Origin of the sequence: Ilumatobacter fluminis (assembly GCF_004364865.1) — a bacterium.
Taxonomy (GTDB): domain Bacteria; phylum Actinomycetota; class Acidimicrobiia; order Acidimicrobiales; family Ilumatobacteraceae; genus Ilumatobacter; species Ilumatobacter fluminis.
This window is the reverse complement of sequence record NZ_SOAU01000001.1, coordinates 3,276,768-3,291,302: the sequence shown is the minus strand read 5'-3', so window position 1 is coordinate 3,291,302 and position 14,535 is coordinate 3,276,768. Positions and strand designations below refer to the sequence as shown.

Annotated in this window: 13 protein-coding genes; 5 read left to right on the top strand and 8 right to left on the bottom strand. The window is 68.4% G+C overall.

Features of this window, described 5'->3' with window-relative positions; translation table 11 throughout:
• Position 1: 1 nt before the first annotated feature.
• The 5 genes from BDK89_RS22595 to BDK89_RS14885 all read right to left on the bottom strand — a co-directional run bounded on the left by BDK89_RS22595 (position 2) and on the right by BDK89_RS14885 (position 5,686).
• Complete coding sequence (locus BDK89_RS22595; RefSeq protein ID WP_133869699.1) at positions 2 to 1,564, bottom strand: collagen-binding domain-containing protein; 1,563 nt, start codon at positions 1,562 to 1,564, stop codon at positions 2 to 4.
• A 252-nt stretch (positions 1,565 to 1,816) separates the two neighbouring features.
• On the bottom strand, positions 1,817 to 2,155 hold the full coding sequence (locus BDK89_RS14900; protein WP_133869698.1) for an MmcQ/YjbR family DNA-binding protein: 339 nt from the start codon (positions 2,153 to 2,155) through the stop codon (positions 1,817 to 1,819).
• A gap of 221 nt (positions 2,156 to 2,376) precedes the next feature.
• On the bottom strand, positions 2,377 to 2,811 hold the full coding sequence (gene merB, locus BDK89_RS14895) for an organomercurial lyase (protein ID WP_133869697.1): 435 nt from the start codon (positions 2,809 to 2,811) through the stop codon (positions 2,377 to 2,379).
• 4 nt (positions 2,812 to 2,815) lie between these two features.
• Entirely contained in the window at positions 2,816 to 4,507 is a 1,692-nt protein-coding gene (gene ettA / locus BDK89_RS14890) for an energy-dependent translational throttle protein EttA (RefSeq protein WP_133869696.1), read from the bottom strand.
• A 42-nt stretch (positions 4,508 to 4,549) separates the two neighbouring features.
• On the bottom strand, positions 4,550 to 5,686 hold the full coding sequence (locus BDK89_RS14885; RefSeq protein WP_133869695.1) for a serine hydrolase domain-containing protein: 1,137 nt from the start codon (positions 5,684 to 5,686) through the stop codon (positions 4,550 to 4,552).
• An 89-nt stretch (positions 5,687 to 5,775) separates the two neighbouring features.
• Here BDK89_RS14885 and BDK89_RS14880 point away from each other — a divergent pair, with 89 nt between their 5' ends.
• Positions 5,776 to 6,609 (top strand): alpha/beta hydrolase, encoded by an 834-nt coding sequence (locus tag BDK89_RS14880; RefSeq protein WP_166657596.1) that lies wholly within the window; start codon positions 5,776 to 5,778, stop codon positions 6,607 to 6,609.
• A gap of 32 nt (positions 6,610 to 6,641) precedes the next feature.
• Here the strand turns inward: BDK89_RS14880 and BDK89_RS14875 are convergent, their stop codons facing one another.
• On the bottom strand, positions 6,642 to 8,057 hold the full coding sequence (locus tag BDK89_RS14875; protein ID WP_133869693.1) for an HNH endonuclease signature motif containing protein: 1,416 nt from the start codon (positions 8,055 to 8,057) through the stop codon (positions 6,642 to 6,644).
• A gap of 125 nt (positions 8,058 to 8,182) precedes the next feature.
• On the opposite strand from BDK89_RS14875, the gene BDK89_RS14870 reads away from it, so the two are divergent.
• A complete protein-coding gene (locus tag BDK89_RS14870) occupies positions 8,183 to 8,461 on the top strand; it encodes a hypothetical protein (protein ID WP_133869692.1) in 279 nt (92 codons plus the stop codon).
• Between the two features lie 126 nt (positions 8,462 to 8,587).
• On the opposite strand, the gene BDK89_RS14865 is transcribed toward BDK89_RS14870, so the two are convergent.
• Positions 8,588 to 9,742 carry a cellulose binding domain-containing protein gene (locus BDK89_RS14865; RefSeq protein ID WP_166657780.1) on the bottom strand — a complete coding sequence of 385 codons (1,155 nt, stop codon included), beginning with the start codon at positions 9,740 to 9,742 and terminating at the stop codon, positions 8,588 to 8,590.
• Positions 9,743 to 9,844: 102 nt separating this feature from the next.
• Positions 9,845 to 10,840 carry an amidohydrolase family protein gene (locus BDK89_RS14860; protein ID WP_133869690.1) on the bottom strand — a complete coding sequence of 332 codons (996 nt, stop codon included), beginning with the start codon at positions 10,838 to 10,840 and terminating at the stop codon, positions 9,845 to 9,847.
• 61 nt (positions 10,841 to 10,901) lie between these two features.
• On the opposite strand from BDK89_RS14860, the gene BDK89_RS14855 reads away from it, so the two are divergent.
• Genes BDK89_RS14855 through BDK89_RS14845 form a run of 3 tightly spaced genes read left to right on the top strand, consistent with a single transcriptional unit; the run spans position 10,902 to position 14,530 of the window.
• Positions 10,902 to 11,681 (top strand): aminoglycoside adenylyltransferase domain-containing protein, encoded by a 780-nt coding sequence (locus BDK89_RS14855; protein ID WP_133869689.1) that lies wholly within the window; start codon positions 10,902 to 10,904, stop codon positions 11,679 to 11,681.
• A 51-nt stretch (positions 11,682 to 11,732) separates the two neighbouring features.
• The gene (locus BDK89_RS14850; protein ID WP_133869688.1) at positions 11,733 to 12,668 is read left to right on the top strand and encodes an ROK family protein; all 936 of its coding nucleotides are present in this window, start codon (positions 11,733 to 11,735) and stop codon (positions 12,666 to 12,668) included.
• Entirely contained in the window at positions 12,665 to 14,530 is a 1,866-nt protein-coding gene (locus BDK89_RS14845; protein WP_133869687.1) for a beta-N-acetylhexosaminidase, read from the top strand. The genes BDK89_RS14850 and BDK89_RS14845 overlap by 4 nt, the downstream gene beginning before the upstream one ends.
• The last annotated feature ends 5 nt before the right edge of the window (positions 14,531 to 14,535 follow it).

The following is a 14,535-nucleotide window of genomic DNA, read 5'->3' as shown; positions in this document are numbered from 1 at the left end:
GTCAGGCGTTGCGTCGTCGGCTGACGATCAGTGCCATGGCGCCGACGGCGACGAGCACGATCGCCAGTCGAACGCTCTCGCCGGCCGACGAACCGGTGCTCGGCAGCGTCGCAGGCGTCGGCGTCACGAAGGTCGTGGGCTGCTCGACGATCAAGCCCTCGTCGCCCCCTGGCACCTGCGGCGACTGGCCGAACGTCGGGTCGACCGTCGTCGTCGGACGAACCACGCTGGTCGGTGCGGTGGTGGTGGGTGCGACCGTGGTCGTGGGGGTGGTCGTGGGGGTGGTCGTGGTGGTGGTCGTGGTGGTGGGCGCTGCGGTGGTGGTGGGCGCAACCGTGGTCGTGGTGGTGGGCGCTGCGGTGGTGGTGGGCGCGACCGTGGTCGTGGTGGTGGGTGCGACCGTGGTGGTGGTGGTGGTCGTCGTGGTGGGTGCGACCGTGGTGGGGGTGGTGGTCGTGGTGGTGGGTGCGACCGTGGTGGTGGTCGTGGTGGTGGGTGCGACGGTGGTCGTGGTGGTCGTCGTCGCCGGGGTGTCGATGCAGTCGATGGTGCCCTGGAACAGGTGGCCGTTGTGGATCTCGCCGGCGTCGCCGCCGGGCGCGACACCCATCACTGCGGAAGCGGCGATGACGTTGCCCTCGGTGTTGCCCGACCCGTTGTCGACGAAGCGGGCGAACGGGGCGAACACGGTGCCCCAGATCGTGTTCCCACTCGTGACGACGATCTCGGTCGCGTTCGGAAAGTTCCACAACACGTACGACGCGGCGTTCTGGGTGGCTGCCCACGTCGGCGGGGTGAAGACGATCGCGCCGGGGTCCGTCACATTGATGACCAGCGGCGTCGAACTGTTCGGCGATTCGTTGTTGACCGAGGTGAGCGCGGCGATCGTCGCCAGGTCGATGTTCAAGACGTTGGTGACACCAGGCGTCAGGTCGAGATTGCCGCTACCGAAGCCGGGCCACGGCCCCTGGTTGTTCTGGTCGCGCAGCAGCACCTCGGCCACGGTGGCGCAGGTGTCGCTCGACAATGACGACATCGCCGTGGAGGAGGCGCGGAGGGTGGTGAACGCACCGGTGAAGTTGATCGGCGCGTTTTCGATCAGGGTGCCGGCACCGTTGAAGCGGAGTTGGGGTAACGAGCCCGAGTCGCCGCCCGGCGAGACGAAGTGGTTGGTGCCGCCATTGAGGACGAGTTCGCCGTTGGAGGTGTCGCCCACGATCGCAGCGGAACCGGACTGCACCTCCATGACGCCTGCGCTCGACGCCAGGTCGACGATGCCGCCGACCACGAGACCGACGTCGGAGACCGTGCCGACGGTCGGACCGGTGCCGATGAACTGCGAGCGGTAGTTGCCGTTCATCGTCAGGTCACCGCCGATGGCGACCGCACCTTCGGATTCGTTGCGGTTCAGTTCGGCGTCGTTCTCCACGAAGAGGTTGAAGCCGAGGGCCGGGTCGACCGGGTTGATGCCGGCCGCCGAGAGCGAGGTGTTGCCCGTCGTCGTGATGATGGTGATGGCTGCCAGCGCTGCGGCGCCGAGCACCGTGGGGATTCGAATGCTCATGTCCTGACCTTTCGGCCACCATCCGAGCGGTCACATCCGTGGTCACGGTCGGGTTCTGTTCAGGATCTGGGCAAGACGGGTGCCGACGAGCGGACGCGACAACACCCCACGTGCTCGGCGGGTGACTGGCGTCGCTTGTGGTCAGCGAACAGCGGAGGGGAAAGGGAGGCGTCAACCGGGCTCGTGGGGTGTTGTGCGGACCATTCGAGCGCGCCTTCCCTCAGGGAGGTTCGGGGAAAGATCAAGAACCGCTCAAGCTGTGACGGTCGAGTGGGCTTCGCCCAGGATCTGGGCGATCTCGTCCCAGTCGACGTCGCCGGTGAGCAACACGCCGATCCAGCCGCGACCACCGACGTACGGCGGAACGAAGAAGCGTTCGGGGTCGTCGTCGACGAGTTCCTGCTGCACGCCGGGTGGTGCGGCGCACACGAGGTGCGGCGCGGTGCGGTCGTGATGGCCGTCGGGCCGCACCGCCGCGTACTGCTTGCCGGCGAAGAACGAGGGAGCCCCGTGGCTCATCTTCTCGGTCGTGCCGGACAACTCGGCACAGATCGTCCGCACTCGTTCGACCAGGTGGTCGCCCGTCGTCATGGGGCGATGCTAGGTCGTCTTGGTCAGGTCAGCCGCCAGAACGACGAGGTGAGGCCGGCGTCGGTGAGGAGCGTCTGGAGACGGGCGACGTCGGCCGGTCGCCACGCAGGGTCGAGCCGGTCGCCGTACCACTGTTGCGTCATCGACCACATCGACGGAATCGGCACGCTCGCTCCGAGTTCGGGCGCTGCGTCCTCCGACCGGAGGAACCGGATGGTGCGTCAAGTCTCCTCGATGTCGTCCCACCAGCGGCGGGCCGGCACGTGGAAGTGGACGAAGCCTTCGGTGTCGCCGACGAGGTCACCGTCGCGTACTGCGAGGTCGACCGGTCGACCGGTGTCGAGCCAGTCGGCCTCGATCGTGGCGTCGCAGCCGATCGCCGCCGGGATCGCGAGCGCGTCCCAGGCACAGTTGGCCCACCACGACATCTCGTCACCGACGACGACGTGCCCGGTCGGGCGGTTGGCGAACGGCAGTGCCATCGTGATGTCGCCGTCGGCTCCGAGCACGACCATGTGCGCGTCCTGCAGGTCGGCGAGTGCGGTGGTCGCTGCTGCCTCGCCACCGACACGGTCGGCAACCTCGTGCTTCGACGGTGCCCGCCCCCTCGTCGCCAGGGCGTCGTAGATCCAGTGGCGCAGCGCGAGGTCGGGCACAGGCCTATGCCAGCTTCTTGTATTTGATGCGGTGCGGCTGGTCGGGGTCTTCGCCGAGCACCTTGCGCTTGTAGTCCTCGTACTCGCTGAAGTTGCCCTCGAACCAGCGGACCTGGCTGTCGCCCTCGAACGCCAGCACGTGGGTGGCGATGCGGTCGAGGAACCAGCGGTCGTGGCTGATCACGACGGCGCAACCGGGGAACGATTCGAGGCCGGCCTCGAGTGCGCGCAAGGTGTCGACGTCGAGGTCGTTGGTCGGCTCGTCGAGCAGCAGCACGTTGCCACCCGATTTGAGCAGTTTCGCGAGGTGGACGCGGTTGCGCTCGCCACCGGAGAGCTTGCCGACCGGCTTCTGCTGATCGGTGCCCTTGAAGTTGAAGCTGGCGCAGTAGGCGCGACCGTGGATCTCGCGGTTGCCGACCTTCATGTGCTCGACACCCTCGGTGATCTCCTCGTAGACGGTCTTGTCGCCGTCGAGGTGGTCGCGGCTCTGGTCGACGTAGCTGAGCTGGACCGTGTCGCCGACCTTGATGTCGCCGGCGTCGGCGGCCACGCCACCTTCGCCACCGGCGGCTTCGACCAGCATGCGGAACAGGGTCGTCTTGCCGGCGCCGTTCGGGCCGATCACGCCGACGATGCCGGCGGGCGGCAGGGTGAACGAGAGATCGTCGAACAGCAGCTTGTCGCCGAACGCCTTCTTGAGACCGTCGACCTCGATCACCGTGTCGCCGAGGCGCTGGCCCGGCGGGATGGCGATCTCGAGACGCCGGTCGGCATCGGTCGACTGCTCGGCTTCCTGCTGCAGCTTCTCGTAGGCGGCGAGGCGAGCCTTGCCCTTGGCCTGGCGGGCCTTCGGGGCCATCTGGACCCACTCGAGTTCGCGCTGCAGTGAGCGGCGGCGTGCCTCGTTCGACTTCTCCTCCTGGGCGAGGCGAGCTTCTTTCTGCTCGAGCCACGACGAGTAGTTGCCCTCGAACGGGATGCCACGGCCGCGGTCGAGCTCGAGGATCCACTGGGCGACGTTGTCGAGGAAGTAGCGGTCGTGGGTGATCGCCACGACGGTGCCGGTGTAGTCCTTGAGGAAACGCTCGAGCCAGTAGACCGACTCGGCGTCGAGGTGGTTGGTCGGCTCGTCGAGCAGCAGCAGGTCGGGCCGCGAGAGGAGGAGGCGGGCGAGTGCCACACGGCGCTTCTCACCGCCGGACAGCTTGGTGACGTCGGCGTCGTCGGGCGGGCAGCGGAGGGCGTCCATCGCGATGTCGACGTTGCGCTCGAGCGACCAGGCGTCCGTGGCGGCGATCTTGTCTTCGAGTTCGGCCTGTCGCTTGCCGATCTTGTCGTAGTCGGCGTCGGGGTCGGCCCACTGGGCCATGACCTCGTTGTACTCGTCGATGATCGACTGGACGGCGGCGACGCCGTCCATGACGTTGCCCTTCACGTCCTTGTTCGGATCGAGCTCCGGCTCCTGGGCCAGATAGCCGACGGTGAAGCCCGGCGTGAGACGTGCCTCGCCCGAGTAGCCGTCGTCGAGACCGGCCATGATCTTGAGCAGCGACGACTTGCCGGCGCCGTTGGAGCCGATGACGCCGATCTTGGCGCCGGGGTAGAACGACAACGAGATGTTCTCGAGCACCGTCCGATCGGGCGGATAGTGACGAGCGAGCTTGTAACACGTGTAGATGAATTCGTGCGCCATGACGCGCGAGAGGCTACCTGCCGTCCTCTCCGGCGCTCGTCGTCAGGCGAGGATCGACCGGAGCTCGGTGAGCAGCGCGAAGCTGGTCTCGTTGCCGACCAGGCCGGCCTGCATCCGGTTCATCATGTACGCCATGGTGACGCGGTTGTCGAGATCGTTGACGACGATCGATCCGCCCCAGCCGCCCCAGTAACACACCCGGCCGCTCGTGATGCCCGCCGCGTCGTCGGGATTGGCGATGGCGTAGCCGAGGCCGAAGCACACGGGCATGCCGAGCACGAGGTCGACGCCCGACGACTGCACGTCGAAGATCCGCTCGATCGTGTCGGCCGACAGCAGTTGCGTGCCGCCGGCCGCGCCGCCGTTCGACACCGCCGACTGGATCGTCGCCACGGAGCGGGCGTTGCCGTGGCCGTTGGCGGCGCCGATCGTGGCATTGCGCCAGCCCTCGGTATGGGCGATCGACGCCTCCGGCGCCGGACCGGTGAACGTCTTGATCATGACGCTCTCCATGTCGATCTCTTCCGGCATCGGGAGGGGCGGCGGCGGGACGACGTTGCTGATGCGACCCCAGTTGCTCTCGGGTGACCCGATCGTGAAGTCGGCGCCGAGCGGGCCGGCGATCTCGTCGGCGAAGAACTGCTTGAGGCCACGACCGTCGACTCGGCGGATGACCTCGCCGACCAGATGGCCCTGGTTGAGGGCGTGGTAGCCCGAGGCGGTGCCTGCTTTCCACCACGGCGCCTGGGCCGCCAACATCTCGGTCGCCTTGTCGTCGTCGAGGATGTCGTCGGGCGTGACCGGCTGGGCCCATGCCGACACGCCGCTGGTGTGGCTCATCAGGTGCCGCACCTCGATGTCGCCCTTGCCGTTCGAACCGAACTCCGGCCAGTAGGCCGCCACCTTCTCGTTCGGGTCGAGCTGTCCGCGATCGATGAGCAGGAGTGCCGACAGCGCCGTCATTGTCTTGGTCGTCGACCACACGTTGGTGATGGTGTCCGACTCCCACGGCTGCGTCTTCGCCTCGTCGGCCCAGCCGCCCCAGCAGTCGGTGACGACCTCGCCGTCGACGGCCACGGCCAGCGACGCGCCCAGGTCGTACCCGTTCTCGAGCTGCTGGTGCAGGATGCGGGCGAGCGGCTCGAAGCGGTCGTCGATGGTGCCATGGAGATCGGTCATGGCCGGAACCTAACGAGCAGATGGCTGCATCGACGAGGGGAGCGACGGATCGTCGACGCGGACAGGGACACACCGACAAGACTGGACGAATGGCGAACGCACTGGGAGGCACCGACGTCCACGACCTCTGGTCCGATTCGGTCGAGGACACCTTTCGCATCTTCGTCGGCCACTGTGGCGCCGAGCCGCGCGGAGTCCTCGTGGTGACGGATGCGAACGGCCTGTTCGGGCTCACGGTCGACACGGTTCGAATGATGCAGATCCCCGCGCTCGTCCCATCACTTCTCGTCGTGGGCGTGGGGTACCCCGACGCTGCGACCATCGTCGACACCATCAGCGTCAGGACCCGAGATCTCACCCCGACGCCGATCCCTCGAGCCGCCGCCTCGGGTGGTGCCGACGCCTTCATCGAGTTCATCTCGACCGAGCTGCGACCGTGGTTGTCCGAGCGGTTCCCGGGCGCGTCCGACGACACCACGTACTTCGGCCACTCGCTCGGGGGACTGTTCGGAACGTACGCGTTGCTCACCGCACCGACCACCTTCGATCGGTACATCGTGAGTAGTCCGTCGCTGTGGTGGGACGGCGAGGCCATCTTCGACATCGAACGCAGTGCGAGCGAACGAGATGGCCTGCGCTCGGAGGTGTACTTCGGCATCGGGTCGCTCGAGACCGACGCCGGTCGCCGCATCGAGGGTCGGAACCTCCCGACGGGGCACGTCGCGAAACCGCCGTCGGCGCATCTCGACATGGTGGCCGACATGCGCCGATTCGTACGCCAGCTCGCCTCGAGGAGTGATCCGACTCTCACGCTGGTCAGTGCCGAGATCGACGACGAGTTCCACGCCACGGTCCCCGGCGCTGTCCTGAGTCGCGCGCTTCGCACCTTCTTCGCGACCGCGGACCACGGCGGCGTCGACTGACCGAGCCCACCCGTCGACCGCGCTCGTTCGCGTCAGGCGGCGGGGAGTTGTTGGAGGTGGATGAGGATGGTGTCGATGGGGTTGGTGGGGGCGATGTCGGGTGGGCGTTCGCCGACGGGGAGGATGATGGTTCCGTCAGGGCGTTGGGTGTGGGGGCGGCCGTGGTCGTCGTGGACGATGGTGAGGCCGTCACGGTGTTTGATGCGGTTGTGGACGCCGCAGAGTGGCACGGCGTTGGTTTGGTCGGTGGGGCCTCCGGTCGACCACGGTTCGTTGTGGTCGACCTGGCACATTCGTGCGGGTAGTCGGCAGCCGGGGTAGATGCATGTGCTGGCGAGCAGGAGTGCTGCTTGTCGGGCGGGTCCGGTGAAGAGGCGTTGTTTGGTGCCGTAGTCGATGACGTGACCGTTGGAGTCGACGACGACTCGGCGGACGTGGCCGGTGAGGAGGGCCCGGAGGGCGATCATCGGGTGGATTTTCGAGCCGGTGGAGGTTTCGCAGCGGCGTTCGAGGAAGGCTTCGGGGTCGTCGAGGAGTGCTTCGGCGAGGCCGTTCATGGCGGCGTCGAGCTGTTCGCCGGTGTCGGGGTCGGCGATGATTGGTTGGTCGTCGATCATGTCGCCGGATGGGAGGGTGATGCCGGCGTGTGTGAGGACTTCGTGGGTGGAGTGGTCGTCGATGATGATCGCGACGGTCGGTTCGGGCAGGGCGCGTCCGTCGGGTGATGCGGCGGCGGCGGCGACCATGGCGATGAGGGCGTCGAAGCGTCGTTGGCCGGCGGTGCGCGGCAGCGGCCATTGTTCGGGGTCGTCGGGGTGTTCGGCGCGGCGTTGGGTGAGGTCGTGTTGGTATTCGGCTTCGACGAATGCTTCGAACACCGCGACGAGTTGGGTGGCTTGGATCGGGTCGCCGCCGGAGGCTTCGATGACGACTTCGCCGTTGAGGTCGACGACGCGTGCGTCGCGTGATTCGACGGCGTCGGCGAGGTCGGCGAACGCGCCGTCGGTGTCGAGTTGTTCGATCAGGGCGTCGATGTCGCCGCGGAACTCGGCGTAGGAACGGTGTTCGGCGAGTTCGACGAGGACGTCGACGATCGTGCCGAGCAGGTTCGCGATGCGCGGGTTCTGGAAGATGCGGCCGATCTGGAGGGCGTGGTCGGTCGAGAACCGTCCGGCGGCGAGGGCCTCGCCGATGGTGGGGTGGGTGTCGAGGAGGCGGGCGAGGGCTCGGTCGCGGCCGATGGTGCCGTCACCGCAGTCGAGTTCGCTTCGGAGCCAGCCGGCCGACGATCGGTGGGTGATGCGGTAGATGCCGCGGTTCTCGGCAACGGCGATCAGGGCGGCTCGTTCGGCAGCGGCGGAGCGGGCGGCGAGTTCGTTGGCACGCAGCGCTTCGGTGATCTCGGCGTCGGTCATGCCGACCACGGTGTCGAGGACGGCCTCGAACATGGATCCATGGTAGCAGACACACGTTCGCTACAACAGCATGAAGGTGTAAAGATCGTGATAATTGGAAGCTACTTCCCCACGTACATCTTGGTGGCTTCGTGGGCGTTCGCCGGTAGGAACGAAGCATGGAGACGGCCGCCGAACGCTTCGACCTGCAGATCGCCCCCACGCCGGGCTGGAAGCGGCCGATCCTCGCCGTGGCGGCGTTCGCCGTCGGCTTCGGCGCCAATGACTCCCTGTCGACCGGCGGGCGTCGCGCCCGAGTGGTCGAGCGAGCGTCCGGCACCGTGGTGCACACCGAGACCGAGCCGTGGCTCACGAACGGTGAGACGGCGTTCGACTCACTCGTGAGCGATCACGCCGACGCCTCCGCCGAGGCGTTCGCCGCCCGTTGGCTCGGCTGACCTCTCGTCGCCGGCGGAGCTTCGTTCCGCCGAGTGTGCCCTCCTGGCGTCAGGCCACTGCGAGCCCAACGATCTGGTTTCGATCGAAGAACACGGCGGCCACTCCAACCGGACTCGGTTGCGGCCTCAGTTGGCCTCGATGACCGTGCAGGGGAACGACTGACCGATGGTCAGGCCGCTGTTCGACTGGCCGCCGGCCTTCGTGTAGCTGCCCCCGGCCGGGATGAAGGCGTCCCAGTCGTCGCCGCTGAGGGTCACACTCGTGGCATCGCTCGCCGCGACGGTGGCGTTGTGCCAGCCGCCGAGCGGAACCTCGCCGGTGGTGATTCTCACCTTCCAGCTGGCGAGGTCGACCGTGCCCTTGTTCGTCACGGTCAGGCTCACGGCGCCACTGTCCTTCCACCAGATGCTGGTCGTGTCGAGCGAGCAGGTCACGGCGTCGAGGTCGGGCTCTGGCGTGACGTCGGTGCACGAGAAGGTCTGGCCGGCCGACAGACCGCTGCCGCTGAGCTGGCCGCCGGTCGTGATCGCCGCGCCGACTGCGATGGTCCCGTTGTGGCGGGCGTTCGAGACGATGGTCGAGGTGCCCGATGCGACGGCGGTGGCGTTCCAGGTCCGCAGCGCATACCCCTTCGTGTCGACCTCGACCGCCCAGGTGCTCACGCGGCGATCGCTGTCGTTGGTGACCTTCAGGGTCACGTTGGCGCCGCTGCTCCATGCGTCGGTCACCGTGAGAACGCAGGCCGTGCCGGCCGGCACCGGCTTCGCCGGAGCGACCGTGGTCGTGGGTGCCGCGGTCGTGGCGGGTGCTGCGGTCGTGGTGGGTGCTGCGGTCGTGGTGGGTGCTGCGGTCGTGGTGGGTGCTGCGGTCGTGGTGGGCGCGGCGGTGGTCGGGGCCGCGGTCGTGGTCGGGGCGGTCGTCACGGGCACAGCGGTCGTCGATGAGGCGACGGTCGTCGTGCTGCCGTCGGCGCGGACGACCCGGTAGGTGGTGTTCTCGACGACGACGTCGTGCAACTCCGATGCCTCGCGCAACAGGCCGGCCGACACGAGTTCGTCCTCCTCGGCGTAGTGGCCGAACTGCGCGGCGTAGGCCTCCTGCGCCGTCTCGATCGTGCGCTCGTCGGCGGCGATCGTCGCCGCCTGCGCGTCGTCTGATCCGCCCCGAACGGCGAAGACCACGATGGTGGCCAGGATCCCGAGCACGGTGATGACCACCAGCATCTCGATGAGCGAGAACCCGCGATCGCTCGAGGTGGTGGGGGAGGGCTGCGTCGTCATGGTTGCAGCATCCCCACTTTGCATCGATTTTAAACTCTTAACGCAATCTCTTGATTATCGCTTGACGAACGAGAACCCGGCTGCGCAAGCGCGCCCCCGGCGCTACAGGGAGTAGACCCTCGACGCCGTGCCGCGGAACAACTCGTCCTGTTCGGCGTCGGTGAACTCGTCGGCGATCTTCTTGAAGGCGTTCCACACCGTTCGGTACGACAGCGAGAACCGATCGACCGGGAAGTTCGACTCGAACATGCAGCGCTCGGGGCCGAAGCACTCGATCGTGTGCAGGTAGTGAGCCCGCTGCGCGGCCACGAACTCGTCACTCGTCGGCGGACGTTCGGCCGCATGCCAGCCGTACCCGTTGTCGGGCATCGCCATCCCGCCGAGCTTCGCCACCACGTTCGGGCACTCGGCGATGTCGGCGATGTCGACCTTCCACTGCTCGAAGATCTCCTCGCGGTGGTCGGCCCACGGACCGACCCCGAGCGGTGTCCCGAAGTGATCGAGCACCATCGTCGTGCCCGGCGTCGCACGAGCGAGCTCGAGAAAGTCGCGGTTCTGGTCGTGGTAGTGCCACGAGTCGTAGGTGAACCCGCGCTGGCCCAGCCGGGCGACACCTCGTCGGAAGTCGGGCTGGTGGGCCAGGTCGGCCGGTGCGCGCCCCGGGATGCGGAGTGCCTCGGGTCGGCTGCACGAGGCGAGGGCGTGGCGGACGCCCTTGAAGAGGCCGCCACCGGCGTCGACGTGGAGATCGAGGAGTTCGTCGAGATCGTCGCGCCGCAGATCGATGCTGGCGACGATGCCGCCGATCAGCCCGGTCGTATCGGCGGCAGCCTCGGCGGCCACGAAGCGGGTCTCGCCCAACGACTGAAGGTGTGGTTCGGCCTCGTGGTCGTAGCACGAGTGGCACTCGATGAACACCGTCCGCTCGATGTGGTGACCGTCGCCGGCGTCGGCATGCAGATCGGCCATGCCGTACGGGATCGCGCCGTCGGGCTTCCACAGGTGATGGTGCGGATCGACGATCGGGCGGTCGGGGTCGATCACGTCCTCCACCACCTGGTCGAACCATTCCTGTGTGCCGGGAGCCGCTGCGGTCATCCGCCGATGCTGCCAAGCCGGTCCACGCCCGAACGTGTCGGAGCGACGCCAGACTGGGCGCATGCTCCCCGACGAGGCCCGCTCCGCGCTCGACCGATGGTTGGCGGTCCACGACGAGGTGGCGCCGGGCGTGATCGAGGGGCTCTACGCCGTCGGTTCGCTGGCCCTCGACGATTGGCAACCCCGCTCCGACATCGACATCGTCGCGTTCACCGCCGACCCTGCCACCGACGACGACGCTGTCCTCCTCCGCGAGGCGCACGACGTGGCGACGGCCGAACTCGACCGGTCGATCGACGGGCCCCGCCTGGCGTGGGGTGACGTCACCGTCGCACCGATCTCGCTCCACCGACCGTGGTCGCTCGACGGCGAGTTCCGCCACGACGGTGACTGCTTCGAGATCAATCCGATCACCTGGTACACGTTGGCCGTCCACGGCGTCGCCGTTCGCGGCCCAGACCCGGCGGCGCTCGGGGTGGTCACCGACGTCGACGACCGCCGGATGTTCGTGCGCGACAACGTCGGCACGTACTGGAAGCAGGTGGCGGAGACGATCAACGCGGCAGCCGACGACCCCGAACGATCGCAGTTCGACGCCGAGGTCACCGAGTGGTGCGTGCTCGGCATCGCCCGCATGTTCGCCACGTATCGAACCGGCCGTGTGTTCTCGAAGTCGGCGGCGGGGGAGTACCTCGTCTCGGAAGCGCCGGAGTACGGGCCGCTCGTCGACCACGTACTCGCCATCCGTCAGGCCCCCGAGGCGCTCGAGCCGGTCGACCGGGCGACGGCGGCCGCCACGGCGGCGCTGCTCGACCGGGTCGTGTTCACCATCACCGGCTGACCGGGCGCGATCTAGGATCAGCGCTGGCATGACGACCGGACCGTTGCAGCGATGAGCCCGAACTCGTACGGGATCGGGATCGACATCGGCGGGACGACGACCCGTGTGGTCGTGTTCGACCACGCCGACCGGGCCGTCCACCACGACGTGGCCCCGACGGTGCCCGGCCCCGAGCCGCTCGTCGACGATTTGACATGTCGCGTCGCCGCCGCGATCGAGGCATCGCCGTCGCGACCGTCCACCATCGGGATCGGGATCCCCGGGACGGTGCGAGACGGTGTCGTCGCGATGGCGCTCAACGTCGGCATCGACGGCAAGCTCGATCTCGCCGGCCGACTCGCCGATCGGACGGCGTTGCCGGTCAGGGTGGAGAACGATGTCAACGCCGCGGCGCTCGGTGCATGCACGGCGCTGTTCGCCCCCGACTCGAGCTTGACCTACCTCAGCATCGGCACCGGCGTCGCTGCCGGCACGGTCGTCGCCGGCGACATCGTCCGGGGAGCGGTCGGCGCAGCCGGCGAGCTCGGTCACGTACCCCTGCCCGGCCGAGTCGAGCGGTGTGTCTGTGGGCAGTCCGGTTGCATCGAGGCGATCGCGTCCGGTCGTAGCGTCATCGCCCGCATGCGCGCCGAGGGACTCGACGGTGCCGTCGTCGAACTGTTCGAGACGGCGGATGGCTCCGGTGTCGCAGCCGAGACGGCGGCTCAGATCTGCGGCGACATGGTCGGCGCGCTCGGTTGGGCGGTGCAGCTCGCCGTGCTCATGAACGATGTCGAACACATCGTCCTCGGCGGGGGCGTTGCGGTCGCGCTCGGCGATCGCCTCGCCGACGCGGTCCGGTCCGATCTGGCCGAACGTGAGCGGCGGGCACCGTTCCTGCGTGAGATCGACCTGTCGGGACGCGTGCGTGCCGCTGTGCCGGGTATCGAGCTCGGTGCCTTGGGCGCTCACCGCTCCGCGCTCATGACCGTCGGGAGTGAGCGGTGACGGCTGCCGGAACACTCTGGTCGTCGTACGACGACATCGCCCGCAGGGTCACACTCCGATTCGAGGCGGCGATCGACCTCGATGCCGGCTGGCAGCTCGCCTTCACGTCGCTGCAACAGCTGACCCCGATCGACAGCGACGCAATCGAGCTCGTCGAACAGCTGGCCAGCTATCACCTCGTCACCGCCTCGGAGCCGGCCTCGCTCGCCGCCGGAGCCTCGTGGGCGATCGGTGAGTGCGAGGTCAGCCATCAGGCCCGCCATGCCAACGACGGCCCGGCATCGTCGTACGTCGTGACGGCGGACGGTTCGACGATCGCGGTCGACGTCGTCCCGATGACGGGCCCGCCGGCGCTCGCAACCGCTCGGCCGAGCGTGCACGACCTCCAGTTGGGCGACACGCCGGACGATCGCCCGGCACTGCTGCCGTACCCGTCGCACGTGGCGGTCACCGACGACACGAGAACGTCGACGACGACGGCTCGCCTCGCCGCGTTCGACGATGGCGCCGATGTCGCGTGGCGAGCGACCGAAGCGCTCACGACCCGTCGCGGCCGGCCCGTCCTGACCGATGACGGGATCGCCACGGTGTCGGCCCGTCTCGACGCCCGGTTGGGGGCGTCGGCCTACCGCATACTCGTCGACGGCACGTCCGTCGAGGTGACCGCGGGTGACATCGACGGTTTCCGGTACGCGTTCGTCACGCTCGCGCAGTGGTTGCCGTGCGGTCTGCCCGCCGCAGCGCGTGTCGTCGACCGGCCCCGGTACGCATGGCGTGGCGTCCATCTCGACGTCGCCCGTCAGTGGTTCGAACCCGACGTGGTCGAGCGTCTGATCGACGATGCGGCGTGGCGCAAGCTGTCGCGAGTCCACCTCCACCTGACCGACGACGAGGCCTGGCGGCTCCCGGTACCGGCCCACCCGGTGCTGACCGAGATCGGTGGTCGGCGTGGCCACGGCCTGCCGGTGCCACCCCTGCTGGGCTCGGGCGCCGATCCCACCGGGCGCGGCTACACGCCCGACGAGATCGGTCGCTGGGTGCGGCGCGCCGACGAGTTGGGTGTCGTGCTCGTCCCCGAGATCGACCTGCCCGGCCATCTGCATGCCGCACTGGTGGCGATGCCGCAGCTGCGCGACCCCGACGACACCTCGGCGGCCACGAGCGTGCAGTACTTCGTCGACAACGTGCTGGTGCCCGGCGCCCCGGCGACCCGGCGGTTCATCACCGACGTCGTCGACGCGGTCGCCGAGCTCTTCCCGTCGTCACCGTGGATCCACGTCGGCGGCGACGAGGTCCCCGACGGTGCGTGGAGCGGTTCGCCGATCGCCCGCGAGTGGGCGCGTGCGAACGGCCTGTCGACGACGAACGAGATCGAGGCGGCCATCCACCGCGAGGTCGTCGAGGCGATCCGCGAACGAACCGGTCGCGCTGTGGGCGCCTGGGAGGAAGCGGCGCGCACGAGGGGTGCCGTGCCGGGTGACGGGTACGTCGTCGGCTGGCAGTCGATCGACATCAATCGCGAACTCGCTGCCCGCGGCTTCGACGTCGTCATCGCTCCGGGTCAGGCCTACTACCTCGACATGGCCGAGAACAGTGCGTGGGAGACCCCGGGCATGAGTTGGGCGGGCGCGACATCGCTGGCCGACGTGTGCGCGTTCGACCCCGAGTCGGGCTGGTCGCCCGCCGAGCGCGCCCACATCGTCGGGCTCCAGGCGTGCCTGTGGACCGAGTACGTCCACGACGAGGCAGCGATCCGCGATCGCTTGTTTCCGAGGCTGGATGCGATCGCCGAGCGTGCATGGACCGGCTCCATCGTCGGCGGGCCGTCGTCGGTCGACCGCCGCTCCGCAGCCATCCGCTGAGCGGC

Excerpts from the sequence above, each read along its gene's own strand:
- BDK89_RS22595 (WP_133869699.1), bottom strand. The coding sequence starts at position 1,564 with ATGAGCATTCGAATCCCCACGGTGCTCGGCGCCGCAGCGCTGGCAGCC.
- BDK89_RS14900 (WP_133869698.1), bottom strand. The coding sequence starts at position 2,155 with ATGACGACGGGCGACCACCTGGTCGAACGAGTGCGGACGATCTGTGCC.
- ettA (WP_133869696.1), bottom strand. The coding sequence starts at position 4,507 with ATGGCGCACGAATTCATCTACACGTGTTACAAGCTCGCTCGTCACTAT.
- BDK89_RS14885 (WP_133869695.1), bottom strand. The coding sequence starts at position 5,686 with ATGACCGATCTCCATGGCACCATCGACGACCGCTTCGAGCCGCTCGCC.
- BDK89_RS14880 (WP_166657596.1), top strand. The coding sequence starts at position 5,776 with ATGGCGAACGCACTGGGAGGCACCGACGTCCACGACCTCTGGTCCGAT.
- BDK89_RS14875 (WP_133869693.1), bottom strand. The coding sequence starts at position 8,057 with ATGTTCGAGGCCGTCCTCGACACCGTGGTCGGCATGACCGACGCCGAG.
- BDK89_RS14870 (WP_133869692.1), top strand. The coding sequence starts at position 8,183 with ATGGAGACGGCCGCCGAACGCTTCGACCTGCAGATCGCCCCCACGCCG.
- BDK89_RS14865 (WP_166657780.1), bottom strand. The coding sequence starts at position 9,742 with ATGACGACGCAGCCCTCCCCCACCACCTCGAGCGATCGCGGGTTCTCG.
- BDK89_RS14860 (WP_133869690.1), bottom strand. The coding sequence starts at position 10,840 with ATGACCGCAGCGGCTCCCGGCACACAGGAATGGTTCGACCAGGTGGTG.
- BDK89_RS14855 (WP_133869689.1), top strand. The coding sequence starts at position 10,902 with ATGCTCCCCGACGAGGCCCGCTCCGCGCTCGACCGATGGTTGGCGGTC.
- BDK89_RS14850 (WP_133869688.1), top strand. The coding sequence starts at position 11,733 with ATGAGCCCGAACTCGTACGGGATCGGGATCGACATCGGCGGGACGACG.